23 protein-coding genes are annotated in these 25,265 nt (G+C 53.7%); 17 read left to right on the top strand and 6 right to left on the bottom strand.

All coding sequences use genetic code 11. The features are described from left to right. Window positions 1-78 precede the first annotated feature (78 nt). From yajC to P4L78_RS08050, 8 genes are all read left to right on the top strand, one after another. Window positions 79-414 carry a preprotein translocase subunit YajC gene (gene yajC, locus P4L78_RS08085; RefSeq protein WP_283150353.1) on the top strand — a complete coding sequence of 112 codons (336 nt, stop codon included), beginning with the start codon at window positions 79-81 and terminating at the stop codon, window positions 412-414. A 56-nt stretch (window positions 415-470) separates the two neighbouring features. Beyond that, the gene (gene secD, locus P4L78_RS08080) at window positions 471-2,297 is read left to right on the top strand and encodes a protein translocase subunit SecD (RefSeq protein WP_309327534.1); all 1,827 of its coding nucleotides are present in this window, start codon (window positions 471-473) and stop codon (window positions 2,295-2,297) included. A 19-nt stretch (window positions 2,298-2,316) separates the two neighbouring features. Next, on the top strand, window positions 2,317-3,252 hold the full coding sequence (secF, locus tag P4L78_RS08075) for a protein translocase subunit SecF (RefSeq protein WP_283151403.1): 936 nt from the start codon (window positions 2,317-2,319) through the stop codon (window positions 3,250-3,252). A gap of 174 nt (window positions 3,253-3,426) precedes the next feature. Continuing rightward, a complete protein-coding gene (locus P4L78_RS08070; protein ID WP_283150351.1) occupies window positions 3,427-4,062 on the top strand; it encodes a DedA family protein in 636 nt (211 codons plus the stop codon). After that, window positions 4,059-4,949, top strand: a complete 891-nt coding sequence (gene bioC, locus P4L78_RS08065; protein ID WP_309327533.1) for a malonyl-ACP O-methyltransferase BioC — start codon at window positions 4,059-4,061, stop codon at window positions 4,947-4,949. The genes P4L78_RS08070 and bioC overlap by 4 nt, the downstream gene beginning before the upstream one ends. Beyond that, complete coding sequence (bioD, locus tag P4L78_RS08060; RefSeq protein WP_309327532.1) at window positions 4,949-5,641, top strand: dethiobiotin synthase; 693 nt, start codon at window positions 4,949-4,951, stop codon at window positions 5,639-5,641. The genes bioC and bioD overlap by 1 nt, the downstream gene beginning before the upstream one ends. 59 nt (window positions 5,642-5,700) lie before the next feature. Next, window positions 5,701-6,291, top strand: coding sequence for an SCO family protein (locus P4L78_RS08055; protein WP_309327531.1), 591 nt, complete (start codon window positions 5,701-5,703; stop codon window positions 6,289-6,291). Window positions 6,292-6,297: 6 nt separating this feature from the next. After that, window positions 6,298-7,068 carry a flagellar brake protein gene (locus P4L78_RS08050; protein ID WP_283150347.1) on the top strand — a complete coding sequence of 257 codons (771 nt, stop codon included), beginning with the start codon at window positions 6,298-6,300 and terminating at the stop codon, window positions 7,066-7,068. Window positions 7,069-7,179: 111 nt separating this feature from the next. Here the strand turns inward: P4L78_RS08050 and adhP are convergent, their stop codons facing one another. Both adhP and P4L78_RS08040 read right to left on the bottom strand, forming a co-directional pair. Beyond that, window positions 7,180-8,202, bottom strand: a complete 1,023-nt coding sequence (adhP, locus tag P4L78_RS08045) for an alcohol dehydrogenase AdhP (protein ID WP_309327530.1) — start codon at window positions 8,200-8,202, stop codon at window positions 7,180-7,182. Between the two features lie 80 nt (window positions 8,203-8,282). Beyond that, window positions 8,283-9,320 carry an NAD-dependent epimerase/dehydratase family protein gene (locus tag P4L78_RS08040; RefSeq protein ID WP_309327529.1) on the bottom strand — a complete coding sequence of 346 codons (1,038 nt, stop codon included), beginning with the start codon at window positions 9,318-9,320 and terminating at the stop codon, window positions 8,283-8,285. Here P4L78_RS08040 and P4L78_RS08035 point away from each other — a divergent pair. Beyond that, the gene (locus tag P4L78_RS08035; RefSeq protein WP_283150344.1) at window positions 9,274-10,311 is read left to right on the top strand and encodes a CDP-6-deoxy-delta-3,4-glucoseen reductase; all 1,038 of its coding nucleotides are present in this window, start codon (window positions 9,274-9,276) and stop codon (window positions 10,309-10,311) included. The two genes, P4L78_RS08040 and P4L78_RS08035, sit on opposite strands and share 47 nt — an antisense overlap. Window positions 10,312-10,464: 153 nt before the next feature. Here the strand turns inward: P4L78_RS08035 and P4L78_RS08030 are convergent, their stop codons facing one another. Next, on the bottom strand, window positions 10,465-11,472 hold the full coding sequence (locus P4L78_RS08030) for a phytanoyl-CoA dioxygenase family protein (protein ID WP_309327528.1): 1,008 nt from the start codon (window positions 11,470-11,472) through the stop codon (window positions 10,465-10,467). A 114-nt stretch (window positions 11,473-11,586) separates the two neighbouring features. Here P4L78_RS08030 and P4L78_RS08025 point away from each other — a divergent pair, with 114 nt between their 5' ends. Further along, a complete protein-coding gene (locus P4L78_RS08025; protein WP_283150342.1) occupies window positions 11,587-12,438 on the top strand; it encodes an AraC family transcriptional regulator in 852 nt (283 codons plus the stop codon). A gap of 91 nt (window positions 12,439-12,529) precedes the next feature. Here P4L78_RS08025 and P4L78_RS08020 read toward each other — a convergent pair whose 3' ends face one another. Further along, a complete protein-coding gene (locus tag P4L78_RS08020) occupies window positions 12,530-13,594 on the bottom strand; it encodes a porin (protein WP_309327527.1) in 1,065 nt (354 codons plus the stop codon). Window positions 13,595-13,805: 211 nt separating this feature from the next. Here P4L78_RS08020 and P4L78_RS08015 point away from each other — a divergent pair, with 211 nt between their 5' ends. Together P4L78_RS08015 and P4L78_RS08010 are read left to right on the top strand one after the other, a co-directional pair. Continuing rightward, on the top strand, window positions 13,806-14,576 hold the full coding sequence (locus P4L78_RS08015) for a ParA family protein (RefSeq protein ID WP_309327526.1): 771 nt from the start codon (window positions 13,806-13,808) through the stop codon (window positions 14,574-14,576). Window positions 14,577-14,624: 48 nt separating this feature from the next. Continuing rightward, window positions 14,625-15,539 (top strand): response regulator, encoded by a 915-nt coding sequence (locus P4L78_RS08010; protein ID WP_309327525.1) that lies wholly within the window; start codon window positions 14,625-14,627, stop codon window positions 15,537-15,539. 29 nt (window positions 15,540-15,568) lie between these two features. Here P4L78_RS08010 and P4L78_RS08005 read toward each other — a convergent pair whose 3' ends face one another. Both P4L78_RS08005 and P4L78_RS08000 read right to left on the bottom strand, forming a co-directional pair. Next, window positions 15,569-16,354 carry an MOSC domain-containing protein gene (locus tag P4L78_RS08005; protein ID WP_309327524.1) on the bottom strand — a complete coding sequence of 262 codons (786 nt, stop codon included), beginning with the start codon at window positions 16,352-16,354 and terminating at the stop codon, window positions 15,569-15,571. A 72-nt stretch (window positions 16,355-16,426) separates the two neighbouring features. Then, on the bottom strand, window positions 16,427-17,977 hold the full coding sequence (locus P4L78_RS08000; protein ID WP_309327810.1) for a DNA internalization-related competence protein ComEC/Rec2: 1,551 nt from the start codon (window positions 17,975-17,977) through the stop codon (window positions 16,427-16,429). Window positions 17,978-18,415: 438 nt separating this feature from the next. On the opposite strand from P4L78_RS08000, the gene P4L78_RS07995 reads away from it, so the two are divergent. The 5 genes from P4L78_RS07995 to P4L78_RS07975 all read left to right on the top strand — a co-directional run bounded on the left by P4L78_RS07995 (window position 18,416) and on the right by P4L78_RS07975 (window position 24,314). Further along, the gene (locus P4L78_RS07995) at window positions 18,416-18,721 is read left to right on the top strand and encodes a DUF3761 domain-containing protein (RefSeq protein ID WP_405051526.1); all 306 of its coding nucleotides are present in this window, start codon (window positions 18,416-18,418) and stop codon (window positions 18,719-18,721) included. Between the two features lie 390 nt (window positions 18,722-19,111). Further along, entirely contained in the window at window positions 19,112-20,293 is a 1,182-nt protein-coding gene (locus P4L78_RS07990; RefSeq protein ID WP_309327522.1) for a DNA cytosine methyltransferase, read from the top strand. After that, window positions 20,290-21,306, top strand: a complete 1,017-nt coding sequence (locus tag P4L78_RS07985) for a hypothetical protein (RefSeq protein WP_309327520.1) — start codon at window positions 20,290-20,292, stop codon at window positions 21,304-21,306. The genes P4L78_RS07990 and P4L78_RS07985 overlap by 4 nt, the downstream gene beginning before the upstream one ends. Then, complete coding sequence (locus P4L78_RS07980) at window positions 21,303-23,315, top strand: hypothetical protein (RefSeq protein WP_309327519.1); 2,013 nt, start codon at window positions 21,303-21,305, stop codon at window positions 23,313-23,315. The genes P4L78_RS07985 and P4L78_RS07980 overlap by 4 nt, the downstream gene beginning before the upstream one ends. Before the next feature lie 9 nt (window positions 23,316-23,324). Continuing rightward, entirely contained in the window at window positions 23,325-24,314 is a 990-nt protein-coding gene (locus P4L78_RS07975) for a hypothetical protein (RefSeq protein ID WP_309327518.1), read from the top strand. Window positions 24,315-25,265: the final 951 nt, after the last annotated feature.

Raw genomic sequence — 25,265 nt, 5'->3', positions numbered from 1 at the left:
TGTGGATTTCATCCAGGTCGCGGGCTAAAATAAGCGGCTTTTTTAATCGTTTTACACTTATACGGAAAATCAACCGCCATGCAGCTGATCCCTTCTGCCTTCGCCGCTGATGCGGGCGCAAGCGCCGGCCCAATGGGAGGACTGCTGTCCTTCGCGCCGATGATCGTCATCTTCGTGCTGTTCTATTTCTTGTTGATTCGTCCGCAACAAAAGCGCGCCAAAGAGCAACAAGCCATGTTGCAAGCCGTGCAAAAGGGCGATGAAATTGTGACTACCGGTGGTTTGCTGGGACGCGTTGCCAAAGCAACGGATGCTTATCTCACGATTGAACTGGCTGACGGTGTTGAAGTGTTGATCCAGCGTTCGGCAGTTGCCCAGCGCCTGGAAAAAGGCACGATCAAAAACAATAAGTAAAACGTAACCCGAGAAGCGGCAGCATCGTCTGCCGCTTGTCATTACCGGCTCTGAACATGAACCGTTATCCCGTGTGGAAGTACCTGCTGATCATCGTCACCGTTGTGGTGGCGGTGCTTTACACCCTGCCGAATCTCTTCGGTGAAAGCCCCGCAGTGCAGATTTCCAGTGCCCGGGCCACCGTCAAGGTGGATGCCGCGCTGCAAGATCGCGTAACGGCTTTGGCTACCAAGGCCGGGTTTACCCCAGAAGCTGTGCTGGCTGACGCCAATTCGGTCAAGCTGCGCTTCAAAGACACTGAAACCCAGCTCAAGGTCAAGGATGCCATCCAGTCCGCGCTGGGCGACGATTACTCCGTGGCGCTAAATCTGGTGCCGCAAACACCGGCATGGCTGGTGGCCATTGGTGCCAAGCCGATGTCGCTGGGTCTGGATTTGCGCGGTGGTGTGCACTTCTTGCTAGAAGTGGACATGGATGCTGCGGTCAGCAAGTCGCTGGACAAAACCGCCGGTGACGTGCGCCGCGAACTGCGCGACAAAGAAATCCGCTACGGCAAGATCGATCGCCTGCGCGACAGCGTAGTCGTGCAATTGCGTGACGCACAAACGGTGGATGACACCGCCAACGCGCTGCGCAAAGCCCTGCCGAATATGGCACTGACCGAAGCCAAAGACCCGAACAACTACTCCGTGACGTTGACCTTCACGCCAGCCTCTTTACTGCAACTGAAGAACGATGCAGTGAAGCAGAACATCACCACGCTGCATAACCGCGTGAATGAACTGGGTGTGGCCGAGCCGGTGATCCAGCAACAAGGTGAAGGCCGCATTGTGGTCGAACTGCCTGGTGTGCAGGATACCGCCAAGGCCAAGGATATTCTGGGTCGTACCGCCACGCTGGAAGTACGCCTGGTTGATGACGACCAATCGCATCTTCAGCAAGCGCTGGCTGGTAACGTTCCGGATGGCACGGTACTGATGACCGAACGTGGTCGCAATGGTCAACCTAGCCCGATCCTGGTCAAGAAAGACGTAGAACTGACTGGCGACAGCATCAACGACGCCCAGCCTGGTTTTGACGATCACAGCCAGCCAGCGGTCTCGATCAGCCTGGATTCAACCGGCGCCAATATCTTCCGTCAGCTCACTCACGACAACGTGAACAAGCGCATGGCGATGATTCTGGTAGAAAAGGGTAAGGGCGAAGTCGTTACCGCTCCGGTGATCCGTAGCGAAATCGGTGGTGGTCGCGTGCAGATTTCCGGCGCCATGACGGTGGCTGACGCCAACGACACCGCGCTGCTGCTGCGTGCCGGTTCGCTGGCCGCGCCGATGAACATCGTGGAAGAACGCACGGTTGGTCCAAGCCTGGGTAAGGAAAACATCCAGAAGGGCTTTGAGTCGACCATGTATGGTTTCCTCGCCATTGCCGTATTCATGGTGATCTATTACCGCGTGTTCGGTGTGTCCTCGGCCATTGCGTTGAGCGCCAACCTGATGTTCCTGCTGGCGCTGTTGTCCATGCTTGGCGTTACGCTCACGCTGCCAGGTATCGCGGCGATTGCGCTGACGCTGGGGATGGCGATTGACTCCAACGTGCTGATCAACGAGCGCGTGCGTGAAGAACTGCGCAACGGCATGAGCCCGCATATGTCGATCCAGAACGGCTACGCTCACGCGTTTGCCACCATTCTGGATTCGAACGTTACCACCCTGATCGCCGGCCTGGCTCTGCTGATCTTCGGTTCGGGCGCGGTGCGCGGCTTTGCCTGGGTGCATTGCTTCGGCATCATCACCTCCATGTACAGCGCTGTGTTTGTTTCCCGCGGCCTGATCAACTTGTTCTACGGCTACCGTCGCCGCTTGTCCACGCTGGCTGTATAAGGCGGGGGAGAAAAAAATGATTGAGTTTTTCCATGTAAAGCGCGACATCCCGTTCATGAGCTACGGGAAGATCACCACGGCGATTTCGCTGGCGACCTTCTTGCTGGCCGTGTTCTTTCTGGTGCACAAAGGGCTGAATCTGGGCGTTGAGTTCACCGGTGGTACGGTGGTCGAAATGCAATACAGCCAGTCAGTGGATCTGAATTCGGTCCGGACCAAGGTTGATTCGCTCAAGTACGGCGATGCTCAGGTGCAGGCGCTGGGTAACACCCGCGACGTGATGGTGCGTATCCCGAACATCAAGGGCAAGACCTCGGCCCAGCTATCTAACGATGTGCTGAACACGCTCAAGCAAGACCGCCCGGACGTACAAATCCGCAAGGTTGAGTTTATTGGGCCGTCGGTGGGCGATGAACTGGTGTCGCACGGCCTGACCGCGCTGACGCTGGTTTGCGTCGGCATCATGGCCTATCTGGCGATTCGCTTTGAGTGGCGTTTTGCGGTCTCCGCCATCATCGCCAACATGCATGACGTGGTGATTATTCTCGGGTTCTTTGCGTTCTTCCAGTGGGAGTTCTCGCTGACCGTGCTGGCCGCGGTGCTGGCTGTGCTGGGTTACTCGGTGAACGAATCGGTGGTGGTGTTTGACCGGATTCGCGAGAATTTCCGCAAGCCCAACATGCGCGGCAAGGGTGTGCCGGAAATCATTGATAACGCCATTACCGCCACCATGAGCCGGACCATCATCACTCACGGTTCGACCGAAGTGATGGTGTTGTCTATGCTGATCTTCGGCGGCCCGGCATTGCACGGGTTTGCTTCGGCACTGACGATCGGTATTTTGTTCGGGATTTATTCATCGGTGCTGGTGGCTTCGCCACTATTACTGATGTTTGGCGTGACCCGCGACAACATGATCAAGCCAGTGAAAGTCAAACAGGAAGCAGTGGTCTAACCGCCAACAGGTGTGGCTTGTCGCCACATCTGCAATGCAATAGATCATGACGCCGGCGCTGTTTGCGCCGGCGTTGTCTTTTTCTGAGTCAGTTTTATTTAACAAGTGCCGTGATTACCCGTACCATTCCGGCTGCGCGTGTCACACTCTAACCAGACAGGACTTCCCCGCCCCATGGACTTCAATCTGATCCAGATTTTTCTGCACCTGGACGTTTATCTGCAGCAAATGGCGCAGAACTACGGCACCGGCATTTATGCGCTGCTGTTCGCGGTGATCTTTTGCGAAACCGGTCTGGTGGTTTTTCCGTTCCTGCCGGGCGATTCATTGCTGTTTGTGGGCGGCGCGGTGGCGGCACTGGGCGGCATGGACCCATACCTCCTGGCGGGGACGTTGATTCTGGCGGCTATCCTGGGCGACAGCACCAACTACATCATTGGCCGTACCATCGGCGAAAAGCTGTTCAGCAATCCCAATTCAAAAATATTCCGTCGTGATTACCTGACGCGCACGCATGAATTTTATGATCGCCACGGCGGCAAGACCGTGACGCTGGCGCGATTCATCCCCATCGTGCGCACCTTTGCACCGTTTGTCGCAGGTGTGGGCAAGATGCCGTATCTGCGCTTTCTGGCGTTCAGCGTATTCGGTACGCTGGTTTGGGTAGGTGGTCTGGTGGCGCTGGGTTATTTCTTTGGCAACATCGAGTTCATCAAGAAGAATCTTTCCGTGATGATCATCTGCATTGTTGGTATTTCTTTCCTGCCGATGATCATCGGCGCGGTACGGCACAAGCTGGGCAAGGCATGAGTGAAGCGTTTTACACCGATAAAGTCGCCGTTCGCGCGGCTTTTGACAAAGCAGCCAGTACCTATGACGCCGCAGCCGTATTGCAGCGTGAAGTCGTCCAGCGCATGGCCGAACGGCTGGACTATATCCGCATCAAACCAGAGCGCATGCTGGATGCAGGTAGCGGCACCGGCTTTGCCTGTCCGATTCTGCGCGAACGTTATCCGGAAGGGCGGCTGATTGAACTTGATCTGGCGCCCGGCATGCTGCGCATCGCACGTGAGCAACGTGGTGGTGGCGGCATCAAGGCCATGTTCGACCGTCGCAAGCCAGTACAGGTATGTGGCGATCTGGAAGCGCTGCCGCTGGCCAGCAACTCGGTTGATCTGATCTGGTCTAGCCTGGCCTTGCAGTGGTGCAATGTGCCGGATGCGGCCTTTGCCGAAATGCTGCGCGTGCTCAAGCCGGGCGGCTTGCTGATGTTCTCCACGCTCGGCCCGGATACCCTTAAAGAGTTGCGTTCGGCCTTTGCCAGCGTTGACGGCTACACCCATGTGAACCAGTTTATCGACATGCACGATCTGGGCGATGCGCTGGTGAACAGCGGCTTTGCTACGCCAGTGATGGACATGGAACACATCACGCTAACCTATCCCGAACTCAAACCTATCCTCGCTGACCTGAAAGGCATTGGCGCGCATAACGCAACGCGCGGCAGACGTAGCGGCATGATGGGCAAAACGGCATGGCAGCGGGTCGTGGCCAATTACGAGCAATTCAGGCGAGATGGCGAACTGCCAGCAACCTACGAAGTGGTTTATGGCCACGCCTGGAAACCTGAAATCATGCCGGCCAGAACACTGGCCGATGGTAGTCAGGTGATTGAATTCCGGCCGAGAGCACGCTAATGGCCGCGCAGGGTTACTTCATTACCGGCACGGATACCGAAGTCGGTAAAACCGTCGCCACTTGTCAGTTGCTGAGAGCCTTTAACGCAGCAGGCAAGCAAACCATCGGTATGAAGCCGGTTGCGTCAGGTTGTGAGCTGCGTAGCGATGCAGATGGTCAGTCTTTTATGTGGAATGCTGACGTTGCCGCGCATGCCGCAGCCTCTAGCGTGCAGGCAGATGGGCAGTTGGTGAATCCCTACCGCTTCATGCCGCCAATCGCCCCGCATCTGGCCGCTCGCGAAGCGGGAATTGACGTTTCTTTGCCACATCTGCTGCAATGCTCCGCGGCCTTGCAGCAGCAGGCAGATGTGGTGCTGGTGGAAGGTGCTGGCGGCTGGTATGCACCGCTAAACGAGTCCGCCATGATGGCTGATCTGGCTAAAGCGTTGGGCTTTCCGGTGATTCTGGTGGTGGGGATGCGTTTGGGTTGTATCAACCATGCGCTTCTGTCGGTGCAGGCCATAGAGGCGAGCGGACTCCAGTTTGCGGGGTGGATCGCCAACCGGGTTGATCCGGCCATGTCACGCTACGAGGACAACCTGCAAACCTTGCAAAAGGCGCTGCGTTCCCCACTGTTGGGGCAGATCGAGTATGCTGCCGCAGCCGAGCAAGGCTGCTTGCCAGCGACGGCGTTGCATTTTCTTTGCTGAACACTTGTGTCAGGGTTTCGCGTGGCGCAAACTTGCGGGCGACATAGTCGGACCACCCAATGAAAAAACTCTCTGGTTTTTTACGGCCTGCGATATTCGCGGTTCTGATAGCACTCTCTTTGTTGACTGGCTGTTCTAAAGTCGCATTCGAGGGCACCGATATTACCGGGGTAGACTTTGGCGGTGATTTCACGCTGGTGGACCATCACGGCAAAGCCCGACGTCTGGCGGATTTCAATGGCAAGGTCGTGGCGCTGTTTTTTGGTTACACCCATTGTCCGGATGTTTGTCCAACCACCATGGCAGAATACGCGGCGGTCATGAAAACACTGGGCAGCAAGGCGTCACAGGTACAAGTCCTGTTTGTGTCGCTGGACCCGGAACGGGACACCCCGGCGTTACTGGCGCAATATGTCCCGGCGTTTAACCCCGGATTTATTGGCATGACCGGCACGCCACAACAAGTGGCAGACGTCGCCGCGCGTTATAAAGTGGTGTACCAGAAACAAGGTTCAGGTGCGGATTACACCCTGGATCACAGTGCGGGCAGTTATTTACTGGATAGAAAAGGGCGCCTGCGGGTGCTGGAAAATTACGGTGCTGCGCCATCGGTATTGGCGAAAGACCTGAATACCCTGATTGAGGAATAAGCTTGCATGAGCGAGCCTGAGAACCAACAAGAACAGCAAAGCCCCATTGCCGAGGGCGAAGACGTATCACCGTTCTTGCTGACCAACGTACTGGAAATCGGAGCCGTCTTGCGCCAATTGGTGCAGCGGGGCGATTTCGTGACCATCTATTTTTCGCATGGTCAGCAGTTGATGCTGTCGCGCATTCTGGCTGTGGATGTCGCCAAGCGCGAACTGATCCTGGATGTGGGCGGCCACCAGGCAACCAACGACGCGCTGGCCAAATCCGAGCGAAATATCGTGGTGGCCATGCCTGATGGGGTGAAAGTGCAATTTGTGATCGGCCAGCCAGACATTGTCGAATTTGAAGACTCGCCTGCATTCAGGGTTCCTTTTCCGCGTGACCTCGTAAAACTGCAAAGGCGCGAATTTTTCCGGATTGATACCCCATTGGTCCGCCCGTGGGCCTGTGAAGTGATCCTGGCAGGTAACCAGCGAGCCACGCTGGAGGTCCATGATATTTCGCTCGGCGGCGTGGGGCTGTGGGCAAACTCAACTCAAGCGGCAATGCTTCAGCCAGGTGAGAAGGTGCCCAAAGCCGAACTGGAACTGGGGCAGTGGGGCAATATGCCAGTGAATCTGGAAGTGCGTTCCCGCCGGGTGATGATGACGCGTTCCGGGCAGGAAATGCATCATATCGGCTGCCGCTTTCTCAATATTGGCCGCAGCGCCGAAGCCATGCTGCAGCGTTTGCTGGCGCACCTTGAACGTGAGCGTAAGTCATTGGTCGATCGCTAGGAGCAAGGTTACTTTTGAGTCGCCCTATAAAACAAATACCCCGCTAGATGCGGGGTATTTGTTTTGGTTAGCCACAAGTGGCAACCGTCAGGGATGGATTGATCTGAAGAGTCAGAAGGTCAGCACCACGCGTCCCAGCAATTCGCCCGCTTCCATTTTGGCGAAAATCTCATTGATCTCATCCAGTTTGGCTGTGCTGTAATGCACTTTGACCTTGCCGTCTGCCGCAAACTGCAGTGATTCACGCAAGTCTTCGCGGGTGCCAACGATGGAGCCGCGAACGGTGATGCGCTTGAGCACGACGTCAAAAATGGGTGTTTCAAAAGTGCCCGGTGGCAAACCAACCAGCGAAATCGTGCCGCCACGGCGCAACAGATCGATACCTTGTTTGAAGGCGGCAGGCGATACCGCAGTAACCAGCGCGCCGTGCACGCCACCGGTGTCTTTCTGCACTTTGGCCACCATGTCCGCGTCGGCGTAGTCGTAGGCCAGATCTGCGCCCAGTTCTTTCGCCAGCGCCAGTTTGTCAGCGCCGTGGTCAATGGCAACCACCTTGAAACCCATGGCCTTGGCGTATTGCACCGCGACGTGCCCCAAGCCGCCGATGCCGGAGATGGCGACCCAGTCACCGGGTTTGGCGTCGGTCTCTTTCAATCCTTTATAGGTGGTCACGCCAGCGCACAGAATCGGCGCGACGTCCGCAGGATCAAGCCCTTTCGGAATCACGGCCACGTAGTCGGCCGGGGCGAGCATGTATTCGGCAAAGCCACCGTTCACCGAATAACCGGTGTTGTTTTGGGTTTCGCACAGCGTTTCCCAGCCGGTGACGCAATAAGTGCAGCAGCCGCACGCATCATGCAACCACGGCGAGCCAACGATATCACCCTTTTTGATGCGTTTTACGCCCGGCCCAACCTGCACGACTTCGCCAACGCCTTCATGCCCCGGAATAAACGGTGGTGTTGGTTTCACCGGCCAGTCCCCATGGGCCGCGTGCAAGTCGGTGTGGCACACACCGCAGGCGATCAGGCGGATCAGCACCTGGCCTGGACCTGGATCGGGGATATCGACATGGGTGATTTCGAGCGGTTTTTTGAATTCGCGAACCACGGCTGCGCGTGCGGAAACCGGCATGATGAGACTCCTTGCCTGAGGATAAAAGGAGGAAGCCACGGCAAGCCGTGGCTAATTGGAAAACGATACGACTCGGTGACCTACTGAGGTTTGACCTTAGGCAATTTATGAGAAATTTGCGAATGCAAATATTTCATTGTCGTGGGCCAGCGCAAATGCAGGCGCAATTCTCGTTTGATACGGCAGTTGCGCAGTTTTCTGGATTCATTGAGATACGACATCAGCGCCGGTGACAGCTGCTGACTGGCTTCGCTGCGGGCGATGCGTGGTGGTCGGGGTAGATCGCAGGCGTCGGCAACCTGGTCAAACCAGTCGCCCATGAGTGTCGGGTGATCATCCACCGCGTTGTAGGCCCGTAATGGTTTGCCCCGAAATAACGCCAGGCAAACCGCGTGGGCCAGGTCGTCGGCATGAATATGGTTGGACCAGCTGTCCTCTGCGGGATTGATAGAAGGATCGCCCCGCCTAACCCGTTCTACTGGCAAACGGCCTTCGGCATAGATGCCAGGCGCCCGCAGGATGCTTAAGCGGCGACCAGCGCGCCGCGCCCAAGTCCGCATTTGCTGTTCTGCGCTGACTCGTCGCCGGGCACGTGCGGAATCCGGTCGCAATGGCGCGCATTCGTCCAGCCATTGGCCGTCGGCATTTCCATAGACCCCGGTCGTGCTGATGTAGACAGCCGCCAGGGTTGGGTATGCTAAAATTGGCCGCTTCTGTGGTCTTGCCGACGATTTTTGTAATGCAGCAAGCAACTTGTGAGTACGCAAATCGGCCTCACCTGAAGCAACAGGCGGCGCGCTATGAATCAGTGCTGCGCGCAGGCCGCCGAGGCGGCTGAGTGTAGACGCATCGTCAAGGTCGGCCCGCAATACATGGGCACCGGCGTGTCGCAGTTCGACGGCCTGATCTTCGCGGCGGCAGATCACAAAGACTTGAAACCGTGCCAGCAACCAGGGCAGTGCGCGCGAAATGACGTCGCCACAACCGGCTATCAACAAGCGGGGGCGCATGAGGTGACGCGATCTATTTCTGTTTATTGGCAACACTTGATTGATCTGGAAAGATTTTACGATGTCCAAGCAACTTACCATCCTCCCCGCTGGCCAGCAAATCACCATGGAAGACGGCCAGACTATCCTTGATGCCGCCATTGCTGCCGGTTTCAGCATGCCCTATGGCTGCAAAAACGGCGCATGTGGTGCTTGCAAGGGCCAAGTGGTGAGTGGCGAAGTCGATTATCCAGATGGTTACGCCGAATCCGCTTTGCCACATATGGAGCGTGAGCGTGGCATGGCGTTGTATTGCTGCGCGGTTCCCACGGGCGACATTACGGTGGAATGCCGTGAAGTCTCGGCCACCAAAGATATCCAGATCAAAACCTTGCCGTGCCGGGTGCAGAAGATCGAAAAAATCTCGCATGACGTCGCGGTACTGTCGTTCAAGCTGCCGACGACTGAACGTTTGCAGTTTCTGGCCGGGCAATACATCGACCTGCATACCAAGGGTGGCAAGAAGCGCAGTTTCTCTATTGCCAATGCCCCGCATGATGACGAATTCCTGCAGTTACACATCCGCTGCATGCCCGGTGGCGAGTTTGCCAACTATGTCTGGAATGAGATGAAAGAGCGCGAGATCATGCGCTTTACCGGCCCGCTGGGGTCGTTCTTCCTGCGTGAAGACAGCGATAAGCCGATCATCTTCATCGCCACCGGTACCGGCTTTGCGCCAATCAAGGGCATTCTGGAGCACGCCTTCAACAAGGGCATCAAGCGCGAGATGATCCTGTACTGGGGCTGCCGCAGCTTGCAGGATTTGTACATGCCGCAGCTGCCTGCCGACTGGCAGCAAGCACATCCGAACTTCAAGTTTGTCCCGGTAATGTCAGACCCATTGCCGCAAGACAACTGGTCGGGGCGTACGGGCTTGGTGCACGAAGCGGTGATGGATGACTTTGGTAGTCTGGCCGGGCGGCAGGTTTATGCTTGCGGTGCACCGGTGATGGTGGAGGCGGCCTTCAAGAATTTTGTTTCGCGCGGCTTGCCGGAAGATGAATTCTTCTCCGACGCATTCTTCAGCTCCAAAGACCTGACCAAGCCACCGGTTGCTTGAGTTTCGCTTTGTGCTTTTGCGGATGCATGCAAACAACAAACAACCACCGGCGGGTGGTTTTTTGTTGGACGCCAGCGATGCCGACATGCAAATGGCTGGCCCAAAAAAAGACCCCGCCGAAGCGGGGCCAAACTAGTGCAAGGAAAGCCTGGATTATTGAGTGACCGGTTGCAGCGTTGCTGGTTCAACGGCCAGTTGTTCATCGCTCCAGCGTCGCAAGCCAAGAATTTTCTCGCCCAGCGACGACAGGGCAGCACGCGGGTAACGCGTTTGCTCCCAATTGCGCGGATCGCCAGGAAAGGCATAGCCCCGCGCCGGTTCGCGGCGGTACCAGCTAGCGACGCGCCAATTTCGCAACTCGGTATTGGTTTCGTCAGCAGGGGTAAATGAAATGTATTGGGCCAGCCGCACCTTGTTGCTTGAGGTATTTGGGCGGATACCGTGGGCGAGCAAGCTGTTGAAGATCAACAAATCTCCAGCCTGCATCGGAATAAACCGCGGCGACCACGGTACGGTGGCCAAGTCTGGTTGCCACGGATTGCGATCCGCCGGGGCGCTTTGGCGCCATTGGGCAAAGTGTTCAAACAATTCGGGAATGCACTGAAAACCGCCACCTTCTTCAGTGGTGTCAGACAACGCCAGTACGCCCTGAACATTGACTGGCAGCGGATCGAGCGTGGTGTCGGAATCCCAGTGAATGAATCCGCCAAACTTGCGGGTGCCCTGATTGGGCGGATTGAGATTGGCGCGATCAATAGTGACCCACAAGTCTTCGCGGTCCCAGATATCCACAAACGCATTGTAGATGCGCTCGTTCTGGCGGTTATTCCACATGGTCTGGTTCTGGTATGCCTCGACCATGCCGGAGCCATTGAGCTCTTTCATTTCATGGTCGCGCAACTGGGGCTTGCTCCAGTTGGCCGGGTCTTGCGGGCTTAACTCCTGGAACTCCCATAAAAAATCGGTAGTGCGTTTGACCTCGGCCGGGGTGATGGCCTGTTTGATGATTACAAAGCCATAACGCTGCCAGTGAGCGAAGTCAGCCTCGCTCAACACTCGCAACGGTAGCTGCTTTTGCAGATCACGCAATTGGACTTGTTCAAGATAAGCAACAGATGGGTTGCCTGGGCGATTGTCGCCGTATTGATAACGGTCATTCATGTCGGTCTCCGGTGTGGACGGTTGATTGTGCACGGGCAAAGACCGGTGAATTGCGCCGTAGCTGGCGCAGTTTGATACTATTGTGACGTTTCATTGCGCAGTGCAGGTACAAAAGTGAAGCCGCAACTAGAGCACGTTACTGTTCCCGATGGCGCATCCTGGGCGTTGCTGTGGCGCGAGCTACCGGAGTTGCCTTTTGAGTGGCATTACCATCCCGAATACGAACTGACGCTGACGGTTAACGCGTGCGGCCAGCGCTATGTGGGGGATCACCTGGGCGACTTTGCCGATGGAGATCTGGTGCTGGTCGGGCCTAACTTGCCACATACCTGGTCCGCCGCGCAGGCATTGGAAAGCACACGCCCGGTGCTGGCAGTTGTGGTGTGGTTCAGTCGGGATTGGGTAACGCGGTTGGTGACGGATTTGCCGGAGTTGCTGCCTATCCAGCGACTGGCGGATAACGCGTTGCAAGCATTGGCTTTTTCTGCCGAAGCGGCTGCTCGCGTGCAGCCCAAATTGCTGTCGTTAAATGCGTTGGATGCCGGGCGGCGCATGCCCGTATTGCTGGATGTGTTGCTTGATCTGGCGCAGGACGCCAGCGCGCAGACATTATCTGCACAGATCATGCGGGCGAGTACGGATGGCAGTGGTGAACGGCTGGGCAAGGTACTGGATATTTTGCATCAGCGTTTTGCCGAACCAGTGCCGGTGGAGGAATTGGCACGCAAGGTGGCGTTGTCGGTCGGGGCGTTTCACCGCTTCTTCAAGCGCCATACCGGCAAAACCGTGACGGCGTATCAGGCGCAGTTGCGCATCGGGCATGCTTGCCAACTACTCATCCAGACCAGCAAACCCGTTGGGGTGATTGCCGAGATTGCGGGCTATCGGAATCTGGCGCATTTCAATCGCCAGTTTCTGGCCACCAAAGGAATTACCCCAAGGCAGTTTCGCCAGCATTATCGGTAATGATGAATCCCGCAGTTGCCCAAATGACGCGCAAACAAAAGCCGGGCCTTGCGGCCCGGCTAACTTCAAATTACCAGGAGAGACCGGTTGATTAGAAGTAGGTCTTCACGCCAGCCATGACGCGGTAGCTGTTTTGACCAGCAGCGGCAGTGTCAACGTTGCCGTAGTACAGGGCGTCGTCAGCTGCGCTGAACGATGCGTTGTCCTGGTTCTTCACGTAGCGAGCGTCAACAAACGCCAGCGATTGCTTGGACAGGCTGTAGTTGTAACGTGCATCAATTGCTTGTGCGCCGGAGTCTTTCTGATCGACACCGTTAACCTTGGTGTCACGCAGATTGAAGTAGCTCAGGTATACGCCGTGCTTGCCGGTTTCGTACGAACCTTGTGCAACCCACATGTCTTGCTTGGCATCCGTACCAGTCAGACTGCCTTCAGAGCGCTTGAAGCCACCCTTCACGCCAATACCGTTACCGAACTTGTAGTTCGCGCCGGCATACCAGTTCTTGGTGTTAGTACCATCAGGCAGAACGTCTTGCGAGGTCACGTCGGTCGTGGAGGACTGAACGTTGTCACGCTTTTGGTAAGTACCTTGAATACCCAGACCTTCCCACTTGTAGGTGGCAGCAACGTCGTAACCCTTGTTGCCTTGCACGCCTTGGTCTTCGAACAGGTAAGCTGCCGAAGCGTTAAAGCCGTACAGGTTAGGCGTGTCGTAACGAGCGACGTTCTTGGCGTAGTTGGATTGACCAACGCCGTAGTCACGTGCCAGCCATTCTGCGCCAGTGTTGCCGTACAGAGCGTCCAGAGTGTCATAAGTCGGGGTCAGCATGTTACCGGCGCGGAACGTACCGTAGTCACCAGTCAGACCGATGTACGCTTGACGGTTGCCCCAGTTGGCGGTGCCGCCTTGGGTGCGGTCGCCTGGCTGGTTCTGGATTTCTTGCTCAACACGCCAGATCAGCTTGCCGCCGGCATCCAGCTTGTCGCTACCGGACACACCAATGATTGCATCATAAGAAACACCGCCGGACTTGGTATCGCCAGCCTTCAGGTATTGCACGCCACCGGTGATGTTACCGTCGATGGTCACGTCAGCCATGGCAGCGCCAGCGCCCAGAGCCAGGGCAACTGCGAGTGTTGTGTATTTGATTTTCATAATGTGTTCTCCTTTGTCTTAATCCACGTCTTGTTTGGCTTGTCGGCATGGCCGCAAACTTGGATGCAGTTTAAGGAGAGGGCTTCTGGCACACCCGTAACTATTTCCAACGGCATAATGTGAATTTTTACGGAATTTTTTTGACCTAACGCGCTACATACCCGCGTGCTATATTGACTTCCCGCAAGGCTCTGGTAAGAGATAACTGCCCATGGTATGTCGTGTGGTGTTCAATCAGAAGGGGGGGGTGGGCAAGTCCACCATCACAGTCAATCTCGCTGCAGCGGCCGCCATAGCCGGTCGTTCGGTGCTGGTAGTCGATCTCGACCCGCAAGCCAACACCAGTCGCTACCTGTTGGGCGAGGTGCTGGCGCAGGCCACGCCGACGCTGACCGAGTTCTTCGAGCAAACACTTAATTTCAGTCTTTACGCTCACGTGATGGATGATTTCGTCCATGCCACGCCGTGCCAGGGCTTGTTTCTTCTCCCTGCTGGCGACAGCCTGGCCGAGCAGCAGAGCAAGCTGGAAGCGCGCTACAAGATCTACAAGCTGCGTGAATCGTTGCAGGAGTTTGGCGGGCGCTTCGACGAAATCTGGCTCGATACGCCACCGGCGCTTAACTTCTTTACGCTTTCAGCGCTGATTGCCGCCGATCGGTGCCTGATTCCCTTCGATTGCGACGCGTTTTCGCGTGAAGCATTGGTCGGTTTGCTGGGGCGAGTGGCGGAAATCAAGGCGGATCACAATCCGCGGCTGGAAGTGGAAGGCATCATCGTGAACCAGTTTCAGGCGCGCGCCAGTTTGCCGACCCGAATGGTCGAGGAACTCGCCGCCCAAGGGCTGCCGGTACTGCAGCCCTATTTATCCAGTTCGGTCAAAATCCGCGAATCGCATGAGCGGGCGATGCCATTGGTGCAACTGGATCCACGACATAAACTTGCGCAAGCGTTTAGCGAGCTCTATCAATCACTGGCAAAGTAGCGGCCCAGGTGTGTTCGCCGCATGATTTGACTCAGGAGTGCTGTATTCATGAATTCCGGCAGTATCGATAGAAAACCCCGTTTGTTGATTGTGGATGACGAGCCGTTCAATCTCGAAATCCTGAGCGAGCATCTGCAAGACGCTGATTATGAAGTCATTACTGCCGAAGACGGCGAGGCTGCATGGGACTTGCTGGCAACTGATCGGGCGTTCGATGCCATATTGCTGGATCGCATGATGCCGCGGATGGATGGCATGGCATTGCTGGCGCGGCTCAAGCAGCAACCGGAGCTGATGCAGGTCCCCGTGATCATGCAAACGGCAGTTGGCGCAGCGGAAAACGTGCGGGAAGGGCTTACCGCAGGGGCGTATTACTATCTAATAAAGCCATTTCAGCGCGACATGCTGCTGGCCATTGTCAGCGCGGCGGTGGATTTCTATCGCGAAAAGCGCCGGCTGGAACAGCAACTGGTGGCGCAAGCTGGCAATTATGGCCAGTTGATCAATGCCGAGTTCGAATTCCGTTCACTGGAAGAAGCCCGGCAACTCACGCTAGTGTTATCGCACGCCTGCCCGGAACCCCAACGCGTGGCGCTGGGTTTGTCCGAATTGCTGGTGAATGCGGTTGAGCATGGCAATTTAGGCATTCGCTATGGCGAAAAAACGCGGCTGTTGCAGTTAGGGCGTTGGCAGGATGAAATTGAGTCCCGGCTGAGCCACCCGGACTACGCCGGCCGCCGCGTAAGGGTGCAGTTTCAGCGGGGTGAGTCGGCAATCACCATCGTGATCACCGATCAGGGCGCGGGTTTTGACTGGCGGCCATTCCTGGAGTTTTCACCGGAGCGGGCGTTTGATCCGCACGGGCGCGGCATTTCCATGGCGCGCATGCTGTCGTTTGATCAGATCGAATATCAGGGCGAAGGCAATACGGTCGTGGCACGGGTGTCTCTGGCTGGCGCATGAGCGCTAACTAGCACCCCGCAGGCGGACGGTTACTCCAGAATCTCAACCGGCATGCCTACTTCAACCCGCCCAACATTGCCTGCCAGCACGTTTTGTCCGAACTCTGCCCCTTCCGGGCCTTTACGCCGCTGGGCGATGGTACGCAGCGGTTCCTGGTCGGCTGACTTTTCGGCCGTTTGAGGATCAACCGTGGTGAATACACAGCGCCCGCAGGGCTTGGCAATCTGAAACATCACATTGCCAATGCGGATCTGCTTCCAGCCATCCTCGGCAAAGGCGGGCGCGCCGGATATCACCAGGTTGGGCCGGAACCGTGCCATTTCCATATCCCGGCCAACCCATTCGCTGAGTTGCTGGCGTGAAGTTTCGCCAATCAACAGTAGTGGAAATCCGTCGGCAAAAGACAGTGGCACATCCGGAAAAGGCCGCACCCGACGCTGGGTTTCGCCGGTATACAACAACCGCGCCGCGCGGCCCAGATAATCACTGAACCAGGCGTCTGCCGACTTGGCGCCAGACCAGGCTGCAAAATCATCTTTCCACACCGATGCCGGGCAGGCCTGACTAAACAATGCGCGTTCCACGCTCAGGACCGGCATGCCAGGAGCGGACAAGGTCAGGCTGTGCTCGTCCACGTCGGTGACGACTTTGACCAGCGTTGGGCAATCACGCCCGGTAATCATGCGGCCATCGGCTGAAGTCACCATCCACGCGCGATCATCGGGCAGCCCCAACGGGGACAACTCACTGGTCTGTAGCGACAGACCTTGGGTGGATTTAACCGGATAACGATAAATGGCAGAAAGCGTGGGCATGGAAGTCTCGCAAGTGCGCAATCAAGCGGCGAAGCGCTGCAGATATGGATGTACTAATAGAGCGCTAGCTTATCACCACTGCATAAACCAGTAATGCGGATGCGTTTCGCGCCAGCGCTCAATGGCCACTTCGCTACCGCTGGTTGTGATGATGACGGCGCCATCCCGATCGGTGCGCAAATCCTGCGCACCTTGCGCGGCGTAACGTGCGACGATTTCTGGCCGGGGATGACGAAAGCGGTTGAGAAAGCCGGATGAGTACACCACCCAGTCCGGGTGTGTCGTCTCGACAAATGCTAGTGATGACGAAGTAATGCTGCCGTGGTGCCCGGCGACCACGACGTTGAAATGCCCTAGCCAGTTGCGCTCCAGCATGGTGGCTTCCTGGGCGACGCCCACATCGGCGGTAATCAGCATGCGGGCATGGGCGGTTTCGATTTCCAGTACGCAACCGCGAGCATTTTCATCGGGCATGGGTTCTCCGGCCACTGGCCACAACACGGTGAACTCCACGCCATCCCAAGTCCACGCGTCGCCAGCTGCGCAAGGTTCATCGTGTCGGGCCAGCGCATGGGCCGGATGATCCGTCGGCAACTGCGCCCGCAACGTATTCACCGGAATCGCGTGCATCAGCGCTTCGGCACTGCCGGAGTGATCATTATCTTTGTGCGACACCACCAAGGTGTCGAGTGATGAAACGCCGTTGCTTTGCAGCACCGGCAAGATTGCCCGCTGCGCCTGGCCGGGTTTGCCAGTATCAAACACTAGCGTGTGCTGACGGGTCTGGATCAATACCGACAAGCCCTGGTCGACGTCGATTACCGTTGCCCGGAATTCGCCTTCAGTTACTCGGACAGCGGGAACAACGAACAAGGGCAATAGCATCACCAGTCCAAAACAGCGCCCGGGCAGCCCACGCGGCAACAGCAAGATCAGCACGCCCGGCAGCGCGAACGCCACAGCAAAGCGCGATGGCGGAACGAAAACCGGGGAAGGTGCCAAGCTGCTCAGCCATGTCACAGCAAAGTTGGTGTACGCAAACACGCGTTCCGCCGCCTGCAGCGCATAACCAGTGGGGTCCAGTAGTCCGACCAAAGTGAGTGGCGTGACCACCATGCTGACTACTGGAATGGCGATGGCATTGGCCAGTGGAGAAATCAACGGCATGCGGCCGAATACGCAAAGCAGAATGGGCAGGGTGCCTAACGTTGCGGCGAGTTGCATAGACGCCCAGCCGCGCCAGCCTCGCGCTTGTTGCAAACGGTTGCCGCTCAGCCACAACAAGGCGCCGACGGCCAGAAACGATAACCAGAACCCGGCAGAAATGACGGCAAAAGGATCAACCAGTACCACGATGAACAACGCCAACAGCCAGATCAGGCTGCGTGCCATCGGCCGCGCGCTGACCAGGCACAGAACGCCAACAGCCAGCATGAGGACGGCGCGTTGCGTCGGGATACCGAGCCCGGCCAACAGGCTGTAGCCAATCGCCGCAGCTAGCCCACACCACAGGCGCAATCGGGGAATGCTCAAGCGGCGGGCGAGAATGGGGATGCGGCGAACGACACCGCCGGCTGCCAATCCGGCGAGCGCGGCGACCATGCTGATGTGAAGTCCTGATATGACAATATTGGGTGTATGAATACATGAAGTATTTGATGCCCTGCAGGCAGCTAACAGGTTTTTTTATATATAGAAAATTTGTTCAGCTAGCTTCTGCATTACTGCACGCGAGCTTGCTTCGGGACGGGGCAAGGTCGTGGTGAAAGCTGTGAATTTACATTGTCGCTTGATGCCCTCATTGGAAACACCTTCAACGGTTGCCAATGCAACACGCTTTCGTTGGTGGGGCCGCAGGGGTCGGTAGCCATCGCTCACGCTTGGGAATATGCCGGGTGGATTAGTACACCTCGGTTGCTGCGCTCGCTCATCTTGATCTCCATGCGCGAAAGCTAGGAGACAAATAAAAAATAGTTGTTGTAATTACATCATGAACGCTATTTGACCATTCATCCAGAATGAACGGCCTGCTAGATTCCTGAAATATCAAATTAGAAAACGATAATTTGTGAAGCTAGCCGAAGCGTTACTGATTCTCTCGCTGGCAATCCAGCCGGTGTTCGCCAAGTCCCCCCCAAGTACCCGGCTGCGTCTCAAACAGTTCAAGCACCTTCAACTGATAACGACCTGGTTGAACAGGGCACTTACGTCAACAAGGCGGGCAACACCGTTCACAAACCAGCACATACCAAGAGTGGTCGAGCGCCGGATGGAGCAACGGCCAAGTGCGGGGATGGCACGTACAGTTTCAGCCAGAATCATCGTGGAACATGCAGCCACCATGGCGGGGTTGCCGACAGGCTTTGATCGTTCAGGTGTCATCGGCTTGTTCTTAAAAAAATTTGAAACTAGTTTAGGCTGTGTCCGCAGCTTCCTGCTATTTTGGTCGTTTCAGGTTGTGAGTTTCAGGTTGTGATGAAAGCTCCCGAGTTGTTTGCTCTATGAATGTTCCGCCATCCATCCTATTCAGGCTCGATTCACGCGTTTGAACCCGGGCGGTGCTACAGCGTCACTGTGCTAATGCGCCGCGGCATACATAAACCGTCGCTTCACTGGTGGCGCCATGTAGCAGTGTGGCGGTAAAATTAGGGCATAAACGCTGTGGGATGAAGTAATTCTTACGGTAGTCACGCATTATGTTTACAGTGTTGATGTCGCCCCCTTTTTTTGGGTAAAAAAAATAATCTCGGAACATAAATGCAGCAGCCACGTTTTATAAGTTTGTTCGCAGGATGTGGAGGATTAGACCTCGGCTTCATTGAGGCGGGATTTGAGCCTCTTGCTGCTTACGATATCTGGCCATTAGCCATAGAAAATTACAAAAAAAATATTGGAGACCATGGTGCCGTATATGACTTATCTACCGGAATGCTTCCAGCGGACATTGTCTGCGATGTTGTTCTTGCAGGTTCTCCATGCCAAGGGTTTTCCACCGCGGGTAAACGTCAATTTGATGACCCGCGGAATAATCTTTTACACGCGGCTGCTGCGATTGCGATAAAAGCTCGGCCTAAAGTAATTGTGTTTGAAAACGTACTAGGTGTGATTCAAGGTAAACACCGGATACATTGGGACACTGTGTGCAACTCAATTCGATCTGCTGGGTATCAAACAACCACATTAGTGGTGGATGCACGTGAAACAGGCCTGCCTCAGTTGCGTAAGCGTGTGGTTTTGATCGCTTGGAACACTGGAGCTAGTTTTCGCCCAGAACTAGATATTTGTACCATGCCAAGTCTTGCCGAGGTAATTCATGGCGCCGAGTCTTGTGAAAATCATGAACCCCGATTGCTTGCTAAAGACTCCAACGAGTATAGAGTAGCTTCGCATATTCGATCAGGACAAAAGCTTTGCAATGTACGCGGCGGAAGTGCATCAGTTCACACCTGGAATATCCCGGAGGTTTTTGGCTTCGTATCGGACCCTGAGATTGAAATTCTTCGTTCTCTAATGGGGTTACGCCGCAGGCGAAGAGTTAGAGACTTTGGCGATGCGGATCCAGTTCCTTTAGATGTGTTGCAGGCAGAACTAAAAAGATGCGTCGCTGCAGATGTAAAATCTCTTTTGCAGAAAAATTATTTGCGCGACCTTGGCGGGGTTCTTGATCTCAAACATACGTTCAATGGTAAGTATCGTCGACCATGTCCAAACGGTGTTTCACATACCGTAGATTCAAGATTTGGTGATCCTACCTGCTTTCTGCACCCCGATGAACCACGAGGATTTAGCGTTCGTGAAGCTGCACGCATACAAGGCTTCCCGGATCGATACATTTTCCATGGACCACAAAGTGATCAATTTAAAATGGTGGCCAACGCGGTTCCACCGGCAATGGGCCTGTCCATTGGTAAGATGATTAGGCGTGGATTGTGTTTATGAGTATGCAGCTTAACTTAATTGAACAGTGGCAGCGTGTTGGCCATCCAGTGGATGGAGAGCGAATGCGCTTGGCAATCCGCCTTCGTACACATTACGAGTTGTTAGCAGAAAAACTATTTCAGCAATATGAGCCGATTAAAAAGGAAGCCCGCTTAACCAGTAGGGGTTTTCTTTCAAAGTTAAATATATGGCTATGCAACTTCGATACAGAGGAACAGCAGTGGGCTGCTTTCCGATCTGTGGAATACCTTTTCTTTGCGGGGCAAGATGAATTTGAAGAGTTGTATCGTTGTGCGTTGCAGCATAAGATAGTTCCTTGGCTCATTGATCAAGCACAAATAGATATTTTCGGAATTGATGCAGAAACTCAAATTGATTCTGAGTTATGTGCATGCTGGCCCTGCCCGGTGACAGACAGTTTGAGGATCAGCGCATTTCTACATATATCACGTATGAGTGGAAAGCCATATAGGCCGGATTGGGCCAGTTTGAAGCAGTTTTCTTGTAAAGAAAAAATAGAAGAATACAAAAAAACCGAGAATATAAAATATTTGGTTCTGCTTGAAGACTTCGTCGGAAGCGGTGGTCAGGTAGTGAGAGTTCTGAAATTTGCTTTTGAGGTTTTTACTGGCCCAATTTTTCTAGTTCCGTTAATTATTTGCGCTCCGGGAGATCGTAAAATTAGGGAGTTAATATCAAGTTCGAGACGAAAAGATATTAGTTATAATCCAGTTTTGGTGATTGAGGATAGCTGTTTAATTAGTGAAATTCCTCAAAGTAGCGAACCTAAGCTTTTCGCAGAACTACGCGGTGCAATGGATGCAGGTTATAAAAAAATAGCAAAAAATGAGGAATTAAATGGGAAAGGCTATGGATGGGAGGCCACCGGTAGCCTGATGGTTATGCATAGTAATTGCCCCAATAATACACCACCAATTTATCATTATTCTAGCTCCAATTGGCAGCCATTATTTCCGAGGGCGATTAGGGAACCGCAAAGGAAGAAGTCGTGAACCGATTTGATAACCCTTTTCATGATTTATGGGTCACGGAGATCCTTGACCCTAAAGAATTCGTAAAAATGTTCAGTCCTATGGTCGCCTCACATGCAGAGGAGCTGTTTGGGACGGGAAATGTGGTGGTGCGCGGTAGGCAAGGAAGTGGCAAGAGCATGCTGCTTGGGCTGCTAAACACCAAAACACGAGTTGCATACGCCAACTCGGGCACAGAGTATCCAGCACCAAATGACTATAAGGCTTTTATTGCGGCGGGCATAAATCTCACCCGAGATAATGCAAGAATTGTGACTGCGCGATTGTCAGAGCTTCCTGAGCCAATACGAAGAGGCTGGGCTGCTGCTACATTTGCGGATTATGTTAATTATTTGCTTGTTCAGGACTTGTTGAGAAACGTTATTTATTTGGCTGAAGAGCAAATTAGCACCGGTGCTCTTGAAAACGAGCTTCCTGTAAATTGGTCGGGATCCTATAAGAGTAAATTGACTGAAATACTCCTATTATCCGACGTGTGGGGCATTTTTTTTGAGGGCTGCAAATCTATTGAAGAAATCGTCAAGCGTGTTTCTTTCCGACTCTCGGAATATCGGCGATATTTTAATTTTAGTGTAAATTCTCTCAATGCAGAAATTGAAAAAACAAAAACGGACATCGGTGAACCAGTGGCCGTTCTGGCAGAGGCCCTGCGCGAGTCAGGTGTTCTTCCAAGAGAAGCTTTAATTTATCTTAAAATAGATCAGCATGAGGAATTATACGAACTAGAGCGCAGTAGTGGAACTGCAAGTCTGTTTAGGCAGGTTATTAACCGAATGTTGGCTATGAGAGATGGTCGCGTCGCTTATCGAATTGGAACACGCCACTACGCATGGACTGAGGAAATGACCGTATGGGGTAGCGGCGCATATTTGGAGAATATGCGAGACTATTCCATGATTGATATTGATTCAATCTTGAAGAGGAACGAAAATAAGGCTTTAGGGTTTCCATTTAAGGATTTTGCCGAAGATGTTTTTCGTCGACGGTTGGGCGTTTATGGGTTGGATGTTAGTAAGCCTTACCCTAAAGGCCTTTTGTTTGAGGTTTTTGGTGATTCGATAAAACCCATCGAGCGTGCTAAATTGTACGTGAAAGGTAAACCCTCACAAATCAGGTTGCCTAGGAGTTATGCCCCGGAATGGCAAAAAGTCTTAGACGCTCTATGGGAGTCTGACCCGCTGGATGCAATGCTTGGCGCTGCATGGCTTCGTCAACGTGCGCAGCAAAGAAGCGGGATTGCACGGGACGCATCCAAAATTGGTACATTCCCATGGAGGGATCGGCCTTATTGGAGAAAGGAAAGGTATGAAGCCGCGCTGGTTCAGATTGCAGGCGAATGTAATGAGACCTTGATTTGGAGCGGAAAAAGTCATTTGATCGACTTGTCCGGGTCTAATATCTTGGCATTTATGACTATCTGCCGTGCTATTTGGGCCGCATGGCTAAGGAAGTTATCTGATGCAGAGTTAGAAAGTATTGAATTTCCCCGTATTGGCGTTGATGAGCAAGTTATTGGCGTTGCAGAGGCCAGCAGGATTTGGGCTGACAAATTGAAAGAAGGAACCGATGGGGATAAGCGCGCACGGTTTATCTCTGCCCTAGGCGCATGGTTTTCACGCAGAATTAGAGGCGATAAGGCACTATCAAATCCTGGACATAATGGAATTTCATTATTGGTGAGTGAGTTCGACAATAAAAATTTTATTAGCGACTTAATACGATCCTGCAGAGATCAAGGTGATTTAATAGAGTCATCTCACACAACTAAGACGAAAGACGCAAAGCCGCGTAAGAAGTGGTATCTAAACCCGCTTCTTAGTCCAAACTTCCGAATTCCTCACGTAAGAACGAAAGAGCCTATATACGTATCGATAGGCGATTTAACTGCCGTATATAACGATTCTCTCGTTGAGCCAAGATCCTCTAAATATCAGCATGATGATGGCCCGACCCAAACAGAGCTTTTCTAGGAGATAGAGGTGGCTGTGATTCGTCCTTGGGGCAACGTGAATTGGCTTATGCCGCGTATCGGAGCCCGGGAGTGGTCAAGTGCATGCTGCACATCTTTTGAACCAAGATGTACCGCTGTATCTGAGTGGGTGTCCTCGAACATTCGAGGTGGTAAGCATTTTGTACTGCGGATAGATGATCCGCCGAATAGATTTACCGACGAAATAAGAACGAGAACGGATTATCATCAAGGAAAAATATTTTCAGCCTTGGGAAAAGACGTCCACTTACATATAAGTGGCCTGTTAGATTCTCCATCATTGATACATCAATTTGTTAGAGAATTAGATTTGGTTTCAGGTTCGCTGGTTCTTGATATTACAGCTATGCCAAAAAGATTTTTTTTGTTTATAGTCTCCCGCTTGCTCGCTTCAAAGAATTTACGAGATCTGGTCATATGTTATACCCGCGCCGAAGGGTATAAAGAGGGCTTGCTCACGGAGGATGCGGAGCCACCATCGGCGTTACCCGGTTTCGCCAGGGTAAGTTCAGACGGTGGTGATACTACGATGGTTGTAAGTGTCGGTTATATGGCTTTTAACTTAACTGATCTTCTAGAGCAAGCTCGGGGGAGGCAGCTTAAATTTTTATTTCCTTTTCCTCCAGGGTCTCCAGGATTTCGTAGGAATTGGGATTTATTGCGAAAATTAATTCCGAACATTTCCATTCAGACTGACATCCAACGCATTCATGCTATAGATATGTTTGCAGCTATGGAATGGATTGACGGGTTGGCGCGTGATAGCTCGGCGCCAATAGATATGATACCTTTAGGACCTAAGCCCCATGCGCTGGCAATGGCGTTGGCAGCTCGAAAAATTGGTGATAATGCCGAGCTGCTATATTCTCAGCCTAGGGTTTACCATCCCGACTATTCGCACGGAATTTACATGGATCAAGCAGGAAAAGCTGAGGTCGTAGCATACTGTCTACGAAGAGAGTATATAGACTACGTTTAGCCAAACTCCCAGAGAACTAACAGGTTTTATTTATATATATAGAAAAATTTGAACAGCTAGCTTCTGCTGTACCGCACGCGGGCTTGCCCTGAATGGGGCAAGGTCGTGGTGAAAGCTAAAAAATCATGTCAGACATTAAATGTTTGCAGATTGGATTGTTGGTGGTTAGCGATGCAATCAACAACGCAAAATGCCCCAAGCTGAAGCTGGGGCATTTTTCATTGCTGATTCCGCAGGCAGCCGCTGACGAAATTCTCGAGGTGTTCAACTGGCTTTATTGCAATTTTTTCTGTTGCTATCATAAATAGCTAAATGGACTCAGTGCCACCTGTTGACGGGTAGAACATCTGAATGTGGTTTGAGTGGGGGGTCAATGTGAGGTCATGTGTTGCCACCTGGTGTGAGTATATCTGTGCCAGATGGGAAACCGGTATATGCCAGCAAAACCGGATATGGCACCCATGGGGTTTGAATATGTCGGGTTTAATGCGTGGAAACCGGCATCTCGCCGATATGATTTGATATGCAATAATGTACGAACCAGATATGTGTTTTGCCGACGAATGCATGTGTGCCAGATAGGAAATCGGTGCATGCCAGCAAAACCGGATGTGGCACCCATGTAGCTTGAATATGTCGGGTCTAATGCATGGAAACCGGCATCTCGCTAATGTGGTTTCATATATGGCAATGCATGAACCACATGCGTGTTCCCGGTGAATTCATGTGTGCCAGATGCCAAACCGGTCAATGCCAGCTAAACCGTATATGGCGACCGCATGAACTGAATATGGCGCGTTGCCGACGTCACCCCGGATTTGAGTAGCACCGTGATTTAGAGTCCAATCCCTTTTATCCAAGGAGACTGGACGTGAAGAAGCGTTATTCGGAAGAACAAATCATCGGCTTTCTGCGCGAGGCCGAGTCGGGTATTCCGCTCAAGGAACTGTG

Origin of the sequence: Silvimonas sp., from assembly GCF_031291215.1 — a bacterium.
In the GTDB taxonomy this organism is placed as follows: Bacteria; Pseudomonadota; Gammaproteobacteria; order Burkholderiales; family Chitinibacteraceae; genus Silvimonas; species Silvimonas soli.
This window is presented reverse-complemented; position numbering and strand designations above follow the sequence as displayed.